At 68.9% G+C, this 17,066-nt stretch carries 17 protein-coding genes, 1 tRNA gene and 1 pseudogene; 11 read left to right on the plus strand and 8 right to left on the minus strand.

All coding sequences use genetic code 11. The features are described from left to right. Position 1: 1 nt before the first annotated feature. Both AC5JOC_RS05910 and AC5JOC_RS05915 read left to right on the plus strand, forming a co-directional pair. Complete coding sequence (locus AC5JOC_RS05910) at positions 2 to 874, plus strand: bifunctional methylenetetrahydrofolate dehydrogenase/methenyltetrahydrofolate cyclohydrolase (protein ID WP_071259424.1); 873 nt, start codon at positions 2 to 4, stop codon at positions 872 to 874. Positions 875 to 979: 105 nt separating this feature from the next. Continuing rightward, positions 980 to 1,159 carry a hypothetical protein gene (locus AC5JOC_RS05915; protein WP_494245751.1) on the plus strand — a complete coding sequence of 60 codons (180 nt, stop codon included), beginning with the start codon at positions 980 to 982 and terminating at the stop codon, positions 1,157 to 1,159. A 793-nt stretch (positions 1,160 to 1,952) separates the two neighbouring features. Here AC5JOC_RS05915 and galK read toward each other — a convergent pair. Together galK and galT are read right to left on the minus strand one after the other, a co-directional pair. Then, positions 1,953 to 3,113, minus strand: coding sequence for a galactokinase (gene galK / locus AC5JOC_RS05920; RefSeq protein ID WP_494245753.1), 1,161 nt, complete (start codon positions 3,111 to 3,113; stop codon positions 1,953 to 1,955). Next, positions 3,110 to 4,262 (minus strand): annotated as a pseudogene (gene galT, locus AC5JOC_RS05925) (galactose-1-phosphate uridylyltransferase). The gene galK and the pseudogene galT overlap by 4 nt, the downstream one beginning before the upstream one ends. A gap of 83 nt (positions 4,263 to 4,345) precedes the next feature. Between galT and AC5JOC_RS05930 the strand changes: the two are divergent. Both AC5JOC_RS05930 and AC5JOC_RS05935 read left to right on the plus strand, forming a co-directional pair. Continuing rightward, entirely contained in the window at positions 4,346 to 5,158 is an 813-nt protein-coding gene (locus AC5JOC_RS05930) for a DeoR/GlpR family DNA-binding transcription regulator (RefSeq protein WP_137242114.1), read from the plus strand. A gap of 67 nt (positions 5,159 to 5,225) precedes the next feature. Next, positions 5,226 to 5,741, plus strand: a complete 516-nt coding sequence (locus AC5JOC_RS05935; protein ID WP_494245755.1) for a YbaK/EbsC family protein — start codon at positions 5,226 to 5,228, stop codon at positions 5,739 to 5,741. On the opposite strand, the gene AC5JOC_RS05940 is transcribed toward AC5JOC_RS05935, so the two are convergent. After that, the gene (locus AC5JOC_RS05940) at positions 5,683 to 6,693 is read right to left on the minus strand and encodes a CPBP family intramembrane glutamic endopeptidase (protein ID WP_494245757.1); all 1,011 of its coding nucleotides are present in this window, start codon (positions 6,691 to 6,693) and stop codon (positions 5,683 to 5,685) included. The two genes, AC5JOC_RS05935 and AC5JOC_RS05940, sit on opposite strands and share 59 nt — an antisense overlap. Positions 6,694 to 6,894: 201 nt before the next feature. Here AC5JOC_RS05940 and AC5JOC_RS05945 point away from each other — a divergent pair, with 201 nt between their 5' ends. Next, positions 6,895 to 7,251: a DUF2200 domain-containing protein gene (locus tag AC5JOC_RS05945; RefSeq protein WP_079705322.1), complete on the plus strand. Its 357-nt coding sequence runs from the start codon at positions 6,895 to 6,897 to the stop codon at positions 7,249 to 7,251. Between the two features lie 81 nt (positions 7,252 to 7,332). Here AC5JOC_RS05945 and AC5JOC_RS05950 read toward each other — a convergent pair whose 3' ends face one another. Next, on the minus strand, positions 7,333 to 8,829 hold the full coding sequence (locus AC5JOC_RS05950) for an MFS transporter (protein ID WP_426737155.1): 1,497 nt from the start codon (positions 8,827 to 8,829) through the stop codon (positions 7,333 to 7,335). A gap of 106 nt (positions 8,830 to 8,935) precedes the next feature. Between AC5JOC_RS05950 and AC5JOC_RS05955 the strand changes: the two genes are divergently transcribed. From AC5JOC_RS05955 to AC5JOC_RS05965, 3 genes are all read left to right on the plus strand, one after another. After that, positions 8,936 to 9,547, plus strand: coding sequence for a TetR/AcrR family transcriptional regulator (locus AC5JOC_RS05955; RefSeq protein ID WP_079705324.1), 612 nt, complete (start codon positions 8,936 to 8,938; stop codon positions 9,545 to 9,547). Between the two features lie 4 nt (positions 9,548 to 9,551). After that, positions 9,552 to 10,355: a ParB N-terminal domain-containing protein gene (locus AC5JOC_RS05960; RefSeq protein WP_494245760.1), complete on the plus strand. Its 804-nt coding sequence runs from the start codon at positions 9,552 to 9,554 to the stop codon at positions 10,353 to 10,355. 301 nt (positions 10,356 to 10,656) lie between these two features. Then, positions 10,657 to 11,349, plus strand: a complete 693-nt coding sequence (locus AC5JOC_RS05965; RefSeq protein ID WP_274499561.1) for a ScbR family autoregulator-binding transcription factor — start codon at positions 10,657 to 10,659, stop codon at positions 11,347 to 11,349. A 70-nt stretch (positions 11,350 to 11,419) separates the two neighbouring features. Here AC5JOC_RS05965 and AC5JOC_RS05970 read toward each other — a convergent pair. Then, positions 11,420 to 11,495: transfer RNA gene (locus AC5JOC_RS05970), tRNA-Lys, on the minus strand. A 130-nt stretch (positions 11,496 to 11,625) separates the two neighbouring features. On the opposite strand from AC5JOC_RS05970, the gene AC5JOC_RS05975 reads away from it, so the two are divergent. The 3 genes from AC5JOC_RS05975 to AC5JOC_RS05985 all read left to right on the plus strand — a co-directional run bounded on the left by AC5JOC_RS05975 (position 11,626) and on the right by AC5JOC_RS05985 (position 14,039). Continuing rightward, the gene (locus AC5JOC_RS05975) at positions 11,626 to 12,255 is read left to right on the plus strand and encodes a DNA-directed RNA polymerase subunit beta (RefSeq protein WP_086474394.1); all 630 of its coding nucleotides are present in this window, start codon (positions 11,626 to 11,628) and stop codon (positions 12,253 to 12,255) included. A 348-nt stretch (positions 12,256 to 12,603) separates the two neighbouring features. Further along, entirely contained in the window at positions 12,604 to 13,194 is a 591-nt protein-coding gene (sigK, locus tag AC5JOC_RS05980; RefSeq protein ID WP_229940357.1) for an ECF RNA polymerase sigma factor SigK, read from the plus strand. Next, positions 13,191 to 14,039, plus strand: a complete 849-nt coding sequence (locus tag AC5JOC_RS05985) for an anti-sigma factor (protein WP_426737146.1) — start codon at positions 13,191 to 13,193, stop codon at positions 14,037 to 14,039. The genes sigK and AC5JOC_RS05985 overlap by 4 nt, the downstream gene beginning before the upstream one ends. A 128-nt stretch (positions 14,040 to 14,167) precedes the next feature. Here AC5JOC_RS05985 and pstB read toward each other — a convergent pair whose 3' ends face one another. From pstB to pstC, 3 genes are read right to left on the minus strand one after another with little or no spacing between them, the layout of a single operon-like run. Continuing rightward, on the minus strand, positions 14,168 to 14,947 hold the full coding sequence (gene pstB, locus AC5JOC_RS05990) for a phosphate ABC transporter ATP-binding protein PstB (protein ID WP_056007815.1): 780 nt from the start codon (positions 14,945 to 14,947) through the stop codon (positions 14,168 to 14,170). Positions 14,948 to 14,967: 20 nt separating this feature from the next. Beyond that, positions 14,968 to 16,068, minus strand: coding sequence for a phosphate ABC transporter permease PstA (pstA, locus tag AC5JOC_RS05995; protein ID WP_086474391.1), 1,101 nt, complete (start codon positions 16,066 to 16,068; stop codon positions 14,968 to 14,970). Next, the gene (gene pstC / locus AC5JOC_RS06000; protein WP_079705344.1) at positions 16,068 to 17,012 is read right to left on the minus strand and encodes a phosphate ABC transporter permease subunit PstC; all 945 of its coding nucleotides are present in this window, start codon (positions 17,010 to 17,012) and stop codon (positions 16,068 to 16,070) included. Before pstC ends, pstA begins: the two co-directional genes overlap by 1 nt. Between the last annotated feature and the right edge of the window lie 54 nt (positions 17,013 to 17,066).

Here is a 17,066-nt window from a genome sequence, read left to right on the forward strand (position 1 = left end):
CATGACCGCACAGATCCTCGACGGTAAGGCCACGGCCGCCGCCATCAAGTCCGAACTCGCGATCGAGGTGGCCGCGCTCAAGGAGCGCGGCATCTCGGTCGGGCTGGGCACCGTCCTCGTCGGGTCCGACCCGGGTTCGCAGTGGTACGTCGCCGGGAAGCACCGCGACTGCGCCGAGGTCGGCATGGAGTCGATCCGACGCGACCTGCCCGAGACGGTCTCGCAGGAGGAGCTCGAGGCCGTCCTCGACGAGCTCAACGCCGACGAGAGCTGCACCGGCTACATCGTGCAGCTGCCGTTGCCGAAGCACATCGACACCGACGCGATCCTCGAGCGCATCGATCCCGAGAAGGACGCCGACGGGCTCCACCCGACCAACCTCGGTCGTCTCGTGCTCAACGTGAACCGTCCGATCCACACGCCGCTGCCGTGCACGCCGAAGGGCGTCATCGAGCTGGTGGAACGTCACGGGATCAGCTGGGCGGGCAAGCACGTCGTCGTCGTGGGCCGCGGGGTCACCGTCGGTCGCGCGATCGGCCCGCTGCTCACCCGTCGCGAATACAACGCGACGGTCACGCTGACGCACACCGGAACGGTCGGACTCGACGACATCCTCCGCACCGCCGACGTGATCGTCGCCGCGGCGGGCGTCCCCGGGATCGTCACGCGCGATGCCGTGAAGCCGGGCGTCATCGTCCTCGACGTCGGTGTGAGCCGCGAGACCGACCCCGAGACCGGCAAGTCCCGGGTCGTCGGCGACGTCGCCCCTGACGTGGCCGAGGTCGCCTCGTGGATCAGCCCGAACCCCGGTGGTGTCGGCCCCATGACCCGCGTTGGTCTCCTCGCCAACGTCGTCCGCATGGCCACCCCCTAACCCAGCCCGCGAACTGTCACTCGACGCTAGTCCGAGCGGCCGGCGACTAGCCGGAAGTGACAGTTCGCGAGCCAGGGCGGTGAGGATGGGCGACGGGTCCGTCAGGTGCGAGCGATTCACCCGGATGACCCGCCAGCCCGCTGCCATGACTCGGTCGAGGCGATCGATGTCGTGGAAGATCTGCCGTTCATCCGTGAAGTGGGTGCCGCCGTCGTATTCGACGAGGACCCGCTGTTCGGGATACACCAGGTCGCCCAAGGCCAGAAACCGTCCGTGGGCGTCTGAGATGACCTCGTTGACGAGCGGTTCCGGAAGGCCCGCGCGGACGATCAGCAAGCGCAAGGCGGTCTCCATCGGCGAATCCGTCCGAGGCCGCATCATCGAGAACGCGAGCCGCAGCCGTTTCGCGCCGCGACGGCCGTTCATCCGTGCCAGCCCGCGGACGATCTGCTGCTCCGAGGCCAGTGGTCGCTTGCGGCGGAGCAGCACGTCGCCGGCGACCACCAGGTCGTCCACGGGGAGCCGGGTTCCGAGCTGACACCAGGCGTCGACGGCGGTCAGTACCGGCAGTCCTTCGACGGCGACGACCTCCCAGTGGTCCCCGTCGAGTTGATGCCCGCGCACGCCCGCTCCTCGAGGCGCGCGTGCCGGCGCGATGGAGGCGACATCGAGTGGTGCCTCGTGTTCCCAGGTGGGCACGGGGAGGCCGTGCAAGGCCGCCGCGCTCACGTGGCTGAAGAACTGCCCGTCGTGCAGGAGCGGGGCGTAGGCGTGACAGCGTCCGGGGATGTCCGTGGGCTGGTCGAGCGGTGCCCGGACGCCTCGGTGCGGCGTGGCGAGGTCGCGCGCTCGTAGCCGCGATCGAGGCACGCCGAGGTCGTCGGCGTCGGCCATGGAGAACGGCTGCTTGCTGAGTTCGAGGGGGAGGGGACGTCGGCGGACCATCCCACCACGGTGCCGACTGCGGCGCTTCGGCGTCGGAAGTTCTCCACACCCTGCCCGCGAACTGTCACTCGACGCTAGTCCGAGCGGCCGGGACTAGCCGGAAGTGACAGTTCGCGGGCAGGGGAGGGGAAGGTCAGGATTCTCGGGTGGCGCCGGCGGCGGGGCGGACGGGGAAGATGGTCGGGGCGGTGAAGGACGCCTCGGCGAAGGCCGCCGTGACCGCCTCGGCCACGGACGATGCCAGGGCGACGGGGACCAGGGCGATCGCCGCACCCCCGAAGCCACCACCGGTCATGCGCGAACCGATCGCACCGGCCGCCATCGACGTCTCGACGGCCAGGTCGAGTTCCGGCACCGAGATCTCGAAATCGTCACGCATCGACGCGTGCGAGGCCACGAGCAGCTCGCCGATCGACGTCGGGCCGTGCTCGCGCAGGGTCCGGACGGTGTCGAGGACACGCTGGTTCTCCGTCACGACGTGACGGACGCGACGGAAGGTCTCGTCGTCGAGCAGCTCACGAGCGCGGTCGAGGTCGCCGACCGTGACGTCGCGGAGCGAGTCGGCGCCGAGCGCTGCGGCCCCCGCCTCGCAGGACGCCCGACGTGCCGCGTACCCGCCGGAGACGTGGGCGTGCTCGACGCGCGTGTCGATGACGAGCAGCTCGAGGTCGTGCTCCTCGAAGCCGAGCGGGATGACGTCGGTCTCGAGCGAGCGGCAGTCGAGGAAGACGCCGCAGTCACGCTGGCCGAGGAGCGACGCCGACTGGTCCATGATGCCGGTCGGCGCACCGACCGCTCGGTTCTCGGCGAGCTGGCAGATCTTCGCGAGCGTCCGGCGGTCGTGGTCGAGGTGCCAGATCTCGGTGAGTGCGACGGCGACCGAGGCCTCGATGGCCGCGGAGGAGGAGAGGCCTGCCCCGACCGGGACGTCGGAGTGGATGTAGATGTCGACCCCGGGCACCTCCTGCAAGGGTGCCCCGAACTGGCCGAGCGCCCACGCGACGCCGAGCGGGTAGGCGGACCAGCCGTGCAAGGCGTCGGGATCGAGCGCGCGCACCGAGACCTCGACGATCTCGGGTGAGAAGCTGCTCGACACGCGGATGCGGTCGTCGTCGCGACGCCGGACGGCTGCGACGGTGCGGCGGTCGATCGCCATCGGGAACACGAAGCCGTCGTTGTAGTCGGTGTGCTCGCCGATGATGTTCACGCGGCCGGGCGCGGTCCAGAGGCCGTGCGGCTCGCTGCCGAAGGCGTTCTCGAATCCGCTCGTGGCGGTGCGCTGCAGGTCGGTCATACGGGGTTCTCCTCGTCGGCTGCGGCGATCGCGGCGCGCAGGGCGGTGGCGGTGGTCTCCGGTGGGACGTCGCCGATCCAGGCGCCCATGGCGGCCTCGGAGCCGGCCAGGTACTTCAGTCGGTCGGCTCCACGACGCGGGGAGGTGAGCTGCAGGTGGAGTCGGAGCTCGTCGCGGTGGACGCGGGTCGGGGCCTGGTGCCAGGCGGCGATGTACGGGGTCGGGGTGTCGTACAGGGCGTCGACGCCGCGCAGCAGCCGCAGGTAGAGGACCGGCGAGTTCGTCCCGTTCCTCGAGCGAGGTCGCGGCGAAGTCGGGCACGTGCCGGTGGGGGAGCAGGTGCACCTCGATGGGCCAGCGCGCCGCGAACGGGACGAACGCCGTCCAGTGCTCGCCCGCGAGGACGACGCGCTCGTCAGCCTGCTCGGCGGCGAGGATGTCGGCGAAGAGTCCGGGACCGTAGGCCTCGCTCGCGGCGATGAGTCGCTGCGTGCGCGGGGTCACGTAGGGGTAGGAGTAGATCTGTCCGTGCGGGTGGTGGAGGGTGACACCGATCTGCTCCCCGCGGTTCTCGAAGGGGAACACCTGCTGGATCGAGTCGATCTGCGACAGCGCGTGCGTCCGGCGGGCCCACGCCTCGATGACCGTGCGCGCACGGGTGCGGGACAGCGAACCGAAGGAGCCGGTGCTCGACGGGCTGAAGCTCACGACCTCGCAGCGGCCGACCGAGGTGCGCGTCCGGCCGATCCCGATCGTCTCGAGGTCGGCGAGATCGACCGGTGCGTTCTCGTCTTCGAGCAGCGGTCCGAAGGACGGCGACTTGTTCTCGAAGACCGCGACGTCGTACTGGTCGGGGATCTCGGAGGGGTTCGAGGGGCTCGCGGGCGCGAGCGGGTCGAGGTTCGCGGGTGGCAGCATCACCCGGTTCTGGCGGGCGGCGGCGATCGAGATCCACTCACCCGTCAGCGGGTCCTGGCGCATGGACGCGGTCGGTGGTCGTGGCGCGAGTTCGCGTGCGTCGGGCAGGCGCTCCGCGGGCAGCGTCGTGTCGACGTCGTCGAAGTAGATGAGTTCGCGACCGTCGGCGAGGCGCTGGGTCGAGCTCGCGATCGCCGGGTCGATGACGAAGGTGTCGTCGAGTGGGGGCATGGGGATCCTCAGAACGGGTTGTCGAAAGGAAACGTACAACGTTTCGCCTTGAAAAGTATAGGCAAGTCAGCGAAGATTCATGCATGTCCGACGACGAGCCGATGCAGTTGCCCGCCCCACTGCGACGCGACCGCATCCGCGAGCTCCTCGACGAGCGCGGCTTCGTGCGCGTGGCCGACATCTCCGACGACTTCGGCGTCTCCCGGGTGACCGCCCGGACGGACCTCGACACCCTCGTCGACCAGGGCGACGCCGTCCGCGTGCACGGAGGCGCGATGCCCGTGCAGGGACGCGGCGCCGTGGAGTCGCCGATCGAACTCGCGACCGCGACCTCGGCGCATGCGAAGCAGCGGATCGGTGAGGCGGCGGCCGCGATGGTGCGCTCCGGTCAGAGCGTGATCGTCGACGTCGGCAGCACCGGCCTCGCCCTCGCTCGCGCGCTCAAGGCTCGCCGCGACCTCGCCGACGTCGTGGTCATCACGAACGGTCTGACCATCGCTCTCGAACTCGAGTCGGAGATCCCGAGGTTCTCGGTGATCGTCACGGGTGGGTCGCTCCGACCGCTGCAGCATTCGCTCGTCGATCCGCTCGCCGGGTCGCTGCTCGGCCAGGTCCACGCCGATCTCGCCTTCATCGGGTGCAACGGTGTCGACGCAGGCCATGGCGTGACCAACGTCAACCTGCCCGAAGCCGAGGTGAAGGCCAGGATGGTGCGCGCGGCCGAGCGGGTGGTCGTGGTCGCCGATGCCTCGAAGCTCGGGGTGCGGCAGCTCGGCCGGATCGCCGGCCTGGAGGCCTTCGACGCCCTCCTGACCGACGACGGGGCCGCACCCGAGACCATCGCACTCCTCCGGGAAGCGGGACTCGCCGTGACGCTCGTCCCGCTCGGCGACTGACCTCGCGCCGCGTCCCGCGGCGTCCCGGCACTCGCGCGCCGACGGCCCGATGCGGCAGCATGGTCGCATGAGTGATCGAGTGCATCCTGCCGTGTCCATCGTCGAGCAGACGCTGCGTGATCGCGGGGCCCAGGGCGAGATCACCTGGCTCGACGACGCTGCGCGCACGGCCGCGCTCGCAGCGGAGGCCTTGGGGATCGAGGTCGGGGCGATCGCGAACTCCCTCGTGTTCACGCTCGACGGCGAGCCGACGCTGATCCTCACGAGCGGCGCCCACCGTGTCGACACCGCCTGGGTCGGCGAGCGGCTCGGTGGACGGCTGAAGCGTGCTGACGCCGAGGTCGTCAAGGCGGCGACGGGGCAGGTGATCGGTGGCGTCGCGCCCGTCGGTCACCCGGAACCGATCCGCACCTACGTGGACGAGGCGCTCGCCGCCTACCCGGAGGTCTGGGCCGCAGCCGGCCATGCGCACACGGTGTTCCCGACGACCTTCGAGGAGCTCGTGCGGGTGACCGGCGGGCAGGTCATCGCGGTGGAGCCGCCGACGGATCCTGCGGGGTCGTCGGCAGCTGCGTCGGTGTAGCCACCGGAGCGGCCATGGCGGCCGGCGGCGTCCCCTGCTGCTTCGTCACCCGGCTCGGCGGCAGCGGAGCCGTCGCGGTCACGCCGTTCCTGCGCCCCCACCAGGTGCTCACGACGGCTGCGGCCACGCAGAGCGCCATCGGGATGAGCATGAACGGTCCGCCGGCGCCCTCGCCTCGCTCGAAGACCTGGTCGGTCTGCGACATGAGGGCCGTGGGGACGAGGAGGAGGACGTTGTTCGTCGCATGGATGAGCACCGGAGCCTCGAGGCCACCGGTCCCGCGTGCGGCGAAGGACATCGAGGCGCCGAACACGAAGTAGTAGGCGATGAGCCAGGGGTCGCCGGCGAAGTGCACCGAGGCGAAGACCGCGCCGGAGACCACCGTGCCGACGAGGAACGCCGTCATCGGTCGACTGAACCAGGATCCGACGGAACGCTGGATGAGGCCGCGCGCACCGTACTCCTCGCCGGCCGACTGCAGCGGCGTCGTGAGGATCACGACGGCGAGCATCGCGATCATGGTGCCGTCGACCACGATGGGATCGAGCGGGGAGAGCAGGACGGAGGCGCCGACGTACACGATCCACACCGGGACGATGATGAGCGCGAGACGCCCGAACCAGCGCCAGCGGAAGCGACCCTCCACCGAGGACAGCCACCGCGGCCGGACGCCGAAGAGCGCCCACTGGATGAGCATCGACACCGGGATGAGCGCGGCGAGCGACAGGTTGTTCGCGAGCATCGTCACCGGCGTCAGCGTCATGAGGCCGTTCGCGACGTCGTCGAGTGTGTAGGCCCCGGTGGCCACGTCCACGATGAGCGCGATGCCGCCGAGAACGATCGAGAGGATCAGGAACCCGACGACGAGGAGGAGGAGTGCGAGGGCGCCGCGCCACCAGGCCGGTGCGGCGCGGAGGGCGTGGTCGTAGGTCGCGAGCTGCCGCTGGGGCACGGCTGGATCGACGGGCGTCGAGGCTGGCGTCGAGGGTGATGGCGATGGCGAAGGCGTCTGCGGGTGCTGTCCAGGATTCGTCATGCTGCCAGGGTAGGCAACCGTCGCGACAGGACGCGTCCCCCGAGCGATGGACGACGAGCGACGGATAGCCCGCGATCGGCCTGGTCCCGAACGCTCGACGGTGGGAGACTGGCCGGTATGGCCGGACACCGCATCTTCACGACGAGCTTCGCCAGCGTGTACCCGCTCTACGTCGCGAAGGCGGAGCGGAAGGGCCACACGAAGGACGAGGTGGACCAGGTCATCACCTGGCTCACGGGCTACGACGACGCCGCGATCGAACGGGTGCTCGCCGACGGTACGGACTTCGAGACCTTCTTCGCCGAAGCGCCGGCGATGCACCCCAACGCGTCGCTCATCACGGGCCTCATCTGCGGCATCCGCGTCGAGGAGATCGAGGATCCCCTCATGCAGCGCATCCGTCAGCTCGACAAGCTCGTGGACGAGGTCGCGAAGGGGAAGAAGATGACGTCGATCCTCCGCACCTCCGCCTGACGGCCGAACGCGAGCCCCTCCGATGACGCAGACGGCCGCCGCGCGAGTGCGCGACGGCCGTGTGCTCGGGACCCGCTTGGATCAGTGCGCGAGCACCGGTTCCGCGGACGCCTCCGGGGCGTGGTGCAGGGCGAGTCCCTGGTTGCGTCGGCGGAACAGCAGTGCCGCCGTCACCGCGCCGACCGCGAAGAACCCGGCACCCCAGAAGTAGGCGGTCTGGTAGCTCTGGATCGCAGCCTGCGCCAGCACCTCGGGGGTGGGCGGCGCGTTGTCGGTCACGTAGGCCGTGGCGGCGCTCGCCGCGAGGGTGTTGAGCAGCGCCACACCGATCGACCCTCCGACTTGCTGGCTCGTGTTGACCGTCGCCGACGCGACCCCGGCGAACGCCCGGTCGACACCGAGCGTCGCGGTCTGCATCGAGGCGGGCATGATCGATCCCATCGCGAAGCCGAGCACCATGAGCGCGGGCATGACGTTGCCGACATAGGAGCTGTCGAGGTCGAGTCGGGTGAGGAGGAGCATGCCGATCGCACCGAGCGTCATGCCGAACGGCACCATGACCTTCGGCCCGAAGCGGGGGACGAGGAGGTTGGTCCCCAGCTGTGCGGCGAGCACGAGCATCGCGATCATCGGGAGGAAGGCGAAGCCCGTCTGCTGTGGTGAGTACCCGAGCGAGGCCTGCAGGTAGTAGGTGACGAAGAGGAAGATGCCGAACATCCCGGCTCCGGCGATCATGACCGAGATGAACGCGGCACCGCGGTTGCGGTCGAGGATGATCGACAACGGGAGGAGCGGGTGCGCGGCCCGGCGCTGCCAGAGGACGAACACGACGAGGAGCACGGCTGCGGCGGCGAGGAAGGCCCAGCTGAGCGGCGAGTCCCACCCGTCGGTCTCGGCATTGGCGAAGCCGTAGACGAGGCTGAACAACGCACCCGAGACGAGGACGGTGCCCGGAACGTCGAGCTTGGGGCGGGGGCCGGTCGTCTTCGGGGTGGTGATGAAGAGGACCGCCCCGACGATGGCGATCACGGCGATCACGACGTTGATGTACAGGTTCCAGCGCCAGTCGAACTGCTCGGTGAGGAATCCGCCGAGGAGGAGACCGACCGCGCCACCTGCGCCGGCGATCGCACCGAAGACGCCGAACGCGCGGGCGCGCTCCTTCGGGATCGTGAAGGTGGTCGTGAGCATCGCGAGCGCGGTCGGTGCGAGGAGGGCGGCGAAGACGCCCTGGAGTGCCCGCGCGGCGACGAGGGTGCCGAACGAGTCCGCTGCGCCTCCGAGGGCCGAGGCGATCGCGAACCCGACGAGCCCGATGATGAAGGCCCGCTTCCGGCCCATGAGGTCGGACAGGCGTCCGCCGAGCAGCAGCAGGCTGCCGAAGGCGAGGGAGTAGGCGGTGACGATCCACTGGCGATCGCCGTCGGAGAACCCGAGGTCGGCCTGGGCGGCGGGCATCGCGATGTTCACGACGGTGGCGTCGAGCACGACCATGAGTTGCGCGAGGCCGACGGTGACGAGCGTCCACCAGCGGCGTGAGGAGACTGCCGGGGTTCCGGCGGCGAGATTCGAAGTCATGCTGAGGACTCTATACGGAACTGGACAGTTTCGGAACCGAATAGTTCCAGAACGTTCGAGTTCCTGAACTATGCTGTTCCCGGAGACGAAAGGGAGGTGAGCCGCGATGACGCAGCTCGAGACCCCACCCGCAGCGCCGAAGCTCGGCCGGAAGCGCGACCACACGCGGGACGCTGAGATCCTCGACGCCGCGCTCGACGTCCTCGCCGACACGGGCTACGCCGGGATGACGGTCGACATGGTCGCCGCGCGGGCGAAGGCCGGCAAGGCGACGCTCTACCGCCGATGGGCGTCGAAGTCCGAACTCGTGATCGACGCGGTCGCCTGCATGAAGCAGATCGATCCCGACTTCTCGAAGCTGCCCGACACCGGCTCACTCCGCGGCGACCTCGTCGCGATGATCAAGGCGCCGTCCATCGCCGAGGGCGAGCGCAAGATGCGCGTGTTCGCCGGCGTGATGTCGATGATCTCGGATGCGCCCGAGCTCACCGAGTCCATCCACGCGGCGATCGTGGAGCCGCGCATGGCGGTCAACCGCTTCCTGTTGCAGCGCGCGATCGACCGCGGTGAGATCCGCGCGGACGCCGATGTGGAGACCCTTGCGCTGATCAGCCAGGCGATGGTGAGCTATCGCGTGCTCATGCTGCGGGAGCCGGTGACGCGTGACTTCCTCGTCTCGGTGATCGACGGCGTCATCATCCCGGCCGTCCGGAAGTAGCTCGATGACCGACGGACCCGCCCGATCTCGAACCGGGCTGCTCGATCACGCGGCGCCGGTCCGCCTCGGGACGCCCGACGCCGCACTGCGCTTCTCCGGCTTCCGTGAGCCGGGCGGACGCCACCTCATCGTCGATGGCGCGGAGGCGTTCGAGTTGAGCTTCCCGTGCGGAACCTGCGCGCTGCTGTTCCGTCGTCTGGACGAGGGTGCTCGGGCGCTCGCCGCAGACGCACTGCACGATCACCTGGACGAGGGCGTGCCCGCGATCGACGATCCTTCGTTGCGCGACCTCGTGTCGACGTTCCTGCCCGAGGGGACCTACCTGCCGCTCCTGCTGTCCATCGAGCCCGTCCTGGTCGCTCCGGGTGACGATCACGACTACTTCTCGCGGGAGCAGGTCGCGCACCGCGGGATCGACCCCACGCTCGGGGCGCCGGAGGACCCGGCGACCGGCTACTACCGCGGCCCGACCCGGACGACCGGCGAGCACGAGACCCTCTTCGAGTTCCTGGTGCCGATGGTGCCGCCCGGTTGGAACGACCGCGAGCGCGTGGCCTCGTACGAGGAGCGGCTTCGTGCCGGGGGAGCGGCGACCGTGCTCGCGGTCTCCGTGCTGGACCGGACACAGCCGTTCGACAGCGCCGACGCCCACACGGGTCTCGTGCACTTCGTGCTCGACGGCCACCACAAGCTCGAAGCAGCCGCGCGTCTCGGGGTCCCTGTCACGGTCCTGTCGTTCGTCTCGGTCGACGCGAGCCTCGCGGACGAAGCGACGGTGGCCGGCCTCCCGGAGCTGCTCGCGCGCTGATCACGTCGCGTGTGTGACCGGGTGGATCACGCAGCGCTGGATCCCCCGATCCCTGCGTGACCCACCGGTCGAGGCGGTGAGCGTCGCAAACCCCCGTCGCGAACACACAGTCCACTGAGGCGTGGACTGCGGCGGCATCACCTCCACCAGTGTGTCACGAATAAGTCGTTCGTACCAGTTATCGAGAAGAGGTCGGTTGTGTGAGCTCCGAGCCTCTAGGCTGAGGCCCCGACCGGCCACGGTCGACGGATACGGCGCCGATGGATCGGAGCCGGAACACAGGCTGCCCGAGGAGGTCAGGATGCCGGGGACGCGACGAACGCCCACGCAGGAGCGCGGACAGGTGACGCAGGACGCGATCGTCGAGGGTGCCGCGACCGTCTTCGACCGCATCGGCTACGGGAACGCGAGTCTGTCGATGATCGCGGAGGCGTCCGGGATCTCGCAGGGCTCCATGTACTTCCACTTCAAGTCGAAGGAGCAGATCGCCCTCGCGGTCATCCACGAGCAGCACGACCGGTCGATGCCGCTCATGGCACGGGTGTCGGAACAGTACGACGGGGTCCTCGAACGGCTCATCCGGGTTTCGCGCGCCATCGTCGACCAACTCGAGAACGACCCGGTGGTCCGTGCCGGGATCAGACTCACGCTCGATGAGGGTTCGCTGAGCCAACCGGCCGGCGCGTTCTACGAGGACTGGATCTCGGGGACGGCCGCTCAGCTCGACGTGGCGCTGCAAGCCGGGGACCTGGTGAGTTCGATGTCGGCGCCGGACCTGGCCCGCACGCTGATCGGATTCTTCACCGGTGTCCAGCTCACCGCCCAGGCGACGGTCGGGCGCTCGGACATCGCAGCGTCGGTGGACCGCATGTGGCGGCTCGCGATCGACGCCATCGTCCCCGAGGCGCAGTGGGCCGAGGCGACGCGGGTCCGGGAGGACGCCTTCGGCGCTGCGGGCGATGTGCGCCCGACACGACCTGCCGCGTCGATGTAGCGATCCACGCCGGGGGATGGGCGGGCGACGACCGTCTATCCCGACGTGACGCGTTCGAGTACCGCGTCTGTGGTGGGCCCGGTGGGGCTCGAACCCACGACCCGCGGATTAAAAGTCCGATGCTCTGCCAACTGAGCTACAGGCCCATACGCGCTCTACTCTACGAGATTTCGACGGCACCCGTTGACGCGCGGGTCGGGGCCACGGGGGAGGATCGCCCGCACGGGGCGAGTACCGTTGTCGGGTGCGCGAAGCGCGTCGCAGGGAGGAGCAGGCATGACCGAGGGATTCCATCGTCCGACGAAGCTCCCGCCGTCGATGCTCGAAGCGATCCAGGGCGGTCTCGACCCGGAGGCCGTCTCGAGGATCACCCATGAGACGGCCGTCGCCCTCCTCACCCGGGTGCGGGCGGACCCGGACCCTGCCGTGGTCGATCGCCTCGTGACGTACACGGACGAGCACGGGATCGACGCGATCGCCGAACTCTGGTCGCACGCCAGCCCGCGGAGTCTCCCAGGAGCGCTCTGGCGGATCTACCTACTGCGCCTGCTCATCCGGCAGGACCCGGTGGGGACGAGCTTCAGCTTCCAGCGGGGCACCGAGCTCATCACCACCGTCGACCCCGTGATCGCCGGCGCGGCCGAGCCGACCGGGCCGGAGGAGATCATCGTCCTCGCCGACCAGATCCTCCGTGGGCTGTACACCGGCGACTTCGCGATCGCCCTCGAGCGGGCGGCGTCCTTCTGCCGGATCAACGCGGTCGGCTGCACCTCCCTCGCGAACGACCGGGACGCGGTCGACCCCGCAGACGCCGCGAGACTCACCACGAAGGCCGCACGGTTCAGCACCATCGCCGAGGAGCTCGCCGGCTGCGCCCGACTGTGGCGCACCGACTCCCTGGACTGATCCAGGCGCCCTGGTCAAGGCCTTCGACCTGGGAATGTCCACAGGTGATCCCTTGCTACACTGTTCTAGCCGGGCCGCAGTAACCCCGGGCTCCAAAAATCGCCGCTTCGAGCGGCCTTGCGCCGAGAGGCGTTCCTGCGGCCTGGCACTTGCTTTGTGCGGAGGTCTTCAGCCGCCTGCCGCCCGTTCCGTGATGACACCGGAACTGGGGTGTCGAATCGCGTCGATTCCTCCAATCGGATCCCGGGTCGGCACCGAACTCCGTGTATGACCGCCGCACTGTACACGCAGACCCGACCTCGGGTGGGCGTCGCGCAAACGGCCGGTGTCCGTGAGAAGCTAAGACTTGTGACCACGGGACCGGAAGCCGACGCTGCACCGCAGGTGTCTTTGGCGAACGTGCTCGACGCGCTCCTCATCCGCGTGGCCGGCGGCGACCAGGTCGCGTTCAGCGAGCTGTACGACCACATCGCGCCGCGGGTCCTCGGACTCGTCAAGCGGGTGCTCGTCGACCACGCGCAGTCCGAAGAGGTCACCCAGGAGGTGTTCCTCGAGGTCTGGCAGAACGCCCAGAAGTTCGAGGCGGGCAAGGGCACGGCCACGACCTGGGTGCTCACCATGGCCCACCGTCGTGCGATCGACCGCGTGCGCGCCTCACAGGCCGGACGTGACCGCGATCTCAAGATCGGCATCCGCGACTTCGACGAGCGTGTCGACAACGTGCAGGAGACGGTCGAGATCCGGATCGAGCACGAACGCGTCAAGCGGGCCTTCGTCCGGTTGAGCGAGCTGCAACGCGAAGCTGTTTCGCTCGCCTACTACGGCGGCTACAGTCACAGCGAGATCTCGAACCTGCTCGGCGTGCCCATCGGTACGGTGAAGACCAGGTTGCGAGACGGAATGATCAGACTTCGAGACGAGTTGGGGGTGCGTACATGACCGAGCGAGACGATGCAACAGACCTGGCAGCCGGAAACGCGCTGCACACCCTGACCCCGCGCGAGCAGGAGCGGTTCGACCGCCTGCGCGCCGAACACGAGTCCGTCCGCGAGGAAGCGGCGGAATTCGAGGAGACCGTCGCCATGCTCGACCTCGCAGCACCTCCCGTGCAGCCGTCGGCAGCGCTCAAGAACTCGCTCATGGCTGCGATCCAGAACCTGCCGCAGCTGCCCGCTGACGCCCCCGTCGATGCTCCTGTCGCCGAGGTGCGGGCGCTTCCGACCGCGGTCCCAGAGGTCGACGAGACGCCGGTGTCGACACCGACCGCCACGCCGGCCCCTGCAGCAGCGACCACCCCGGTGGCCGGTGCAGCGGAGCGCAAGGCCGCCTCACGGTGGCGTCGCAGCGCCGTCGGCATGGTGGTCGGCGCCGCAGCAGCGGTCGGCCTCATCTTCGGTGGTGTCGGACTCGCGAACACCTTCGGTGGCGGATCCCTCACGCAGACGGTCGCGCTCGCGGAGATCAACGCGGCGTCCGACGTCCAGCGCGCGAAGGTGTCCATGGACGATGCGACGGCGACCCTCGTCTGGTCGGGCGAGCTCGGCAAGTCAGCCCTGCTCGTCGACGGACTCGGGTCCCTGCCGTCAGACAAGGTCTACGAACTCTGGTACATCGGCGAGGGAGGCCCGGTCTCGGCCGGCACCTTCTCCGCAGCGAACGGCACCACCTGGCGGGTCCTCGACGGCGCCATGAGCGCGGGCGACAAGGTCGGCGTGACGGTCGAGCCGCAGGGTGGCTCCAAGCAGCCCACCACCGACCCGATCATGGTCATCGAGACGGCGTAGTCCGTTCCCTCCGGCCCGAGAGGGTGTGTCGGCAGGCCCTTCGCCTCGACAGACTCGCGGAGCCGCTGCAGACGACGACAGCCCCGCCCGGGATTCCCGGGCGGGGCTGTCGTGATGCCGGCGTCAGATCAACCGAAGCGACCAGAGACGTAGTCCTCGGTCGCCTGGACGGACGGCTTCGAGAACATCGTCGTGGTGTCGTCGTACTCGATGAGCTTGCCCGGCTTGCCGGTGCCCGCGATGTTGAAGAACGCGGTCTTGTCGCTGACGCGGCTCGCCTGCTGCATGTTGTGCGTCACGATCACGATCGTGTACTCCTGCTTGAGTTCCTCGATGAGGTCTTCGATGGCGAGCGTGGAGATCGGGTCGAGGGCCGAGCACGGCTCGTCCATCAGCACGACGTCGGGGGAGACGGCGATGGCACGGGCGATGCAGAGACGCTGCTGCTGACCACCGGAGAGACCGGAGCCCGGCTTGTCGAGGCGGTCCTTCACCTCGTTCCAGAGGTTGGCGCCCTGAAGCGAGCGCTCGACGAGCGCGTCCTGGTCGGACTTCGACATCTTGCGGTTGTTGAGCTTGACGCCCGCGAGGACGTTCTCCTTGATGCTCATCGTCGGGAACGGGTTCGGGCGCTGGAAGACCATACCGACCTGACGACGGACGAGGACCGGGTCGACGCCCGGGCCGTAGAGGTTGTTGCCGTCGATCAGGACCTCGCCCTCGACGCGTGCGCCGGGGATGACCTCGTGCATGCGGTTCAGGGTGCGGAGGAAGGTGGACTTGCCGCAGCCGGAGGGGCCGATGAAGGCGGTGACCGTGCGGGGCTGGATCTGGAGGGAGACGCCCTCGACAGCCATGAAGCTGCCGTAGAAGACGTTGAGGTCGTTGACTTCGATGCTCTTGGACACGGGGTTCCTTTGCTCGCGGCCTAGCGGCCGAACTTGGGGGCGAAGATCTTGGCGATGAGTCGGGCGATGAGGTTCAGCGCCATGACGATGAGGATGAGGACGAGTGCGCCGGTCCAGGCGCGGTCCACGTAGGCGGCCCCGTCGGTGCCCTGGTTCGCGTACTGGGTGTACACGAAGACGGGGAGGGTCATCATCGGGCCGTCGAACAGGTTGTAGTTCATGCTCTGGGTGAAGCCGGCGATGATCAGGAGGGGCGCGGTCTCACCGATGACGCGGGCGACGGCGAGCGTCACGCCGGTGATGATGCCGGCGATCGAGGTGGGGAGGACGATCTTCAGGATGGTCAGCCACTTCGGCACACCGAGGGCGTAGGAGGCCTCACGCAGCTCGTTCGGCACGAGCTTCAGCATCTCCTCGCTGGAGCGGACCACGACGGGGATCATGAGCAGCGACAGCGCGATGGCGCCGCCGATGCCGAGCCGGACGCCCGGGCCGAAGAAGATCGCCAGCAGGGCGAAGGCGAACAGTCCGGCGACGATGGACGGGATACCGGTCATCACGTCGACGAGGAAGGTGATGCCCTGGGAGAGCTTGCCGCGACCGTACTCGACGAGGTAGATCGCCGTCAGGATCCCGATCGGGATGGAGATGACCGACGTGGCCAGCGTGATGAGCAGCGTGCCGGTGATGGCGTGCAGTGCTCCACCGCCCTCACCGACGACGTTCCGCATCGACAGGGAGAAGAACTCGATGTCGAAGCGGGCGGCGCCGGCCGAGATCACCGTGATGGCGACCGAGACGAGCGGCAGGAGGGCGACGACGAAGGCCGCGGTCACCAGGGTGGTGAGCAGGCGGTCCTTGGCCTTCCGGCGTCCCTCCACCATGAGCGACGAGACGTACACCGTCACCGCGTAGAGCGCGGCGCCGAGCACGACGGCTCCGGGGACGTTGTAGCTCTTGTCGGCCGTCGACTGCTGCAACAGCAGGAAGATGACACCGCTGACGATGAGGCTGCCCGCGAGGATCGTGAGCGGCGCGAACTTCGGCAGCTTGCCCGCGGTGAGCGAGTTGGAGAACGGCGTGGCGATGGACGCCTGGCGGCGGTCGGTCGTGGCGGTCATCAGTTCGCTCCCGAGAATTCTTTACGACGGTTGACGATGAGTCTGGCGATGAAGTTCACCACGAAGGTGATGATGAACAGGATCAGGCCGGTGGCGATGAGCTTGTTCACGTCGATGCCGAAGGACTCGGGGAAGTTCAGGGCGATGTTCGCCGCGATGGTGTTCGGGTTGCTCGAGGTGAGCAGGAAGAACGAGTAGACGGCGGCGGGGGAGAGCACGAGCGCGACGGCCATCGTCTCGCCGAGGGCGCGTCCGAGGCCGAGCATGGAGGCGGACACGATGCCTGGGCGTCCGAACGGCAGGACCGCCATCTGGATCATCTCCCAGCGCGTGGCGCCGAGCGCGAGCGCGGCCTCCTCGTGGAGCTTCGGGGTCTGGAGGAAGATCTCCCGGGAGATGGCCGTGATGATCGGGATGATCATGACCGCGAGCACGAGGGCGACGGTGAGGATCGTGCGACCGGTGCCGGACACCGTGCCACCGAAGAGCGGGATCCAGCCGAGGTTCTCGGACAGCCAGGCGAAGAAGGGCTGGACGAACGGCGCGAGGACGAGCGCACCCCAGAGGCCGTAGACGACCGACGGCACGGCGGCCAGGAGGTCGATGACGTAGCCGAGGGCGACCGCGAGTCGGCGCGGCGCGTAGTGGGTGATGAAGAGGGCGATCCCGAGCGAGAGCGGCACGGCGATCGCGAGGGCGAGGATGGCCGCCCAGATGGTGCCGAAGACGAACGGGCCGACGTAGGCCCAGAAGCTCGTCGGAGCACCGGTGAACGACGAGGAGTCGGCCGTGAGGGCCGGGAACGCCTGGACGATGAGGAAGATCGCGACCGCCGCCAGGATGACGAGGATGAGTGATCCGGAGACGACGGAGAGCGTCGAGAAGACGCGGTCGCCGACTCGTTGCTTGGCTTTGGGTCTCGCAGCTAGGGCCTCGACAGCCATGGGTTCCCGTTCTCTCGATGCGATGGTGGTGCCCCTCGACAGACTCGGGGAGCG

The sequence above is a fragment of the Plantibacter sp. genome (assembly GCF_059073635.1).

What these genes read in the sequence shown, in the direction of transcription:
- AC5JOC_RS05910 (WP_071259424.1), top strand. Translation starts at nt 2, where the DNA reads ATGACCGCACAGATCCTCGACGGTAAGGCCACGGCCGCCGCCATCAAG.
- galK (WP_494245753.1), bottom strand. Translation starts at nt 3,113, where the DNA reads ATGACCGACCTGCAGCGCACCGCCACGAGCGGATTCGAGAACGCCTTC.
- AC5JOC_RS05930 (WP_137242114.1), top strand. Translation starts at nt 4,346, where the DNA reads ATGTCCGACGACGAGCCGATGCAGTTGCCCGCCCCACTGCGACGCGAC.
- AC5JOC_RS05935 (WP_494245755.1), top strand. Translation starts at nt 5,226, where the DNA reads ATGAGTGATCGAGTGCATCCTGCCGTGTCCATCGTCGAGCAGACGCTG.
- AC5JOC_RS05945 (WP_079705322.1), top strand. Translation starts at nt 6,895, where the DNA reads ATGGCCGGACACCGCATCTTCACGACGAGCTTCGCCAGCGTGTACCCG.
- AC5JOC_RS05950 (WP_426737155.1), bottom strand. Translation starts at nt 8,829, where the DNA reads ATGACTTCGAATCTCGCCGCCGGAACCCCGGCAGTCTCCTCACGCCGC.
- AC5JOC_RS05955 (WP_079705324.1), top strand. Translation starts at nt 8,936, where the DNA reads ATGACGCAGCTCGAGACCCCACCCGCAGCGCCGAAGCTCGGCCGGAAG.
- AC5JOC_RS05960 (WP_494245760.1), top strand. Translation starts at nt 9,552, where the DNA reads ATGACCGACGGACCCGCCCGATCTCGAACCGGGCTGCTCGATCACGCG.
- AC5JOC_RS05965 (WP_274499561.1), top strand. Translation starts at nt 10,657, where the DNA reads ATGCCGGGGACGCGACGAACGCCCACGCAGGAGCGCGGACAGGTGACG.
- AC5JOC_RS05975 (WP_086474394.1), top strand. Translation starts at nt 11,626, where the DNA reads ATGACCGAGGGATTCCATCGTCCGACGAAGCTCCCGCCGTCGATGCTC.
- AC5JOC_RS05985 (WP_426737146.1), top strand. Translation starts at nt 13,191, where the DNA reads ATGACCGAGCGAGACGATGCAACAGACCTGGCAGCCGGAAACGCGCTG.
- pstA (WP_086474391.1), bottom strand. Translation starts at nt 16,068, where the DNA reads ATGACCGCCACGACCGACCGCCGCCAGGCGTCCATCGCCACGCCGTTC.
- pstC (WP_079705344.1), bottom strand. Translation starts at nt 17,012, where the DNA reads ATGGCTGTCGAGGCCCTAGCTGCGAGACCCAAAGCCAAGCAACGAGTC.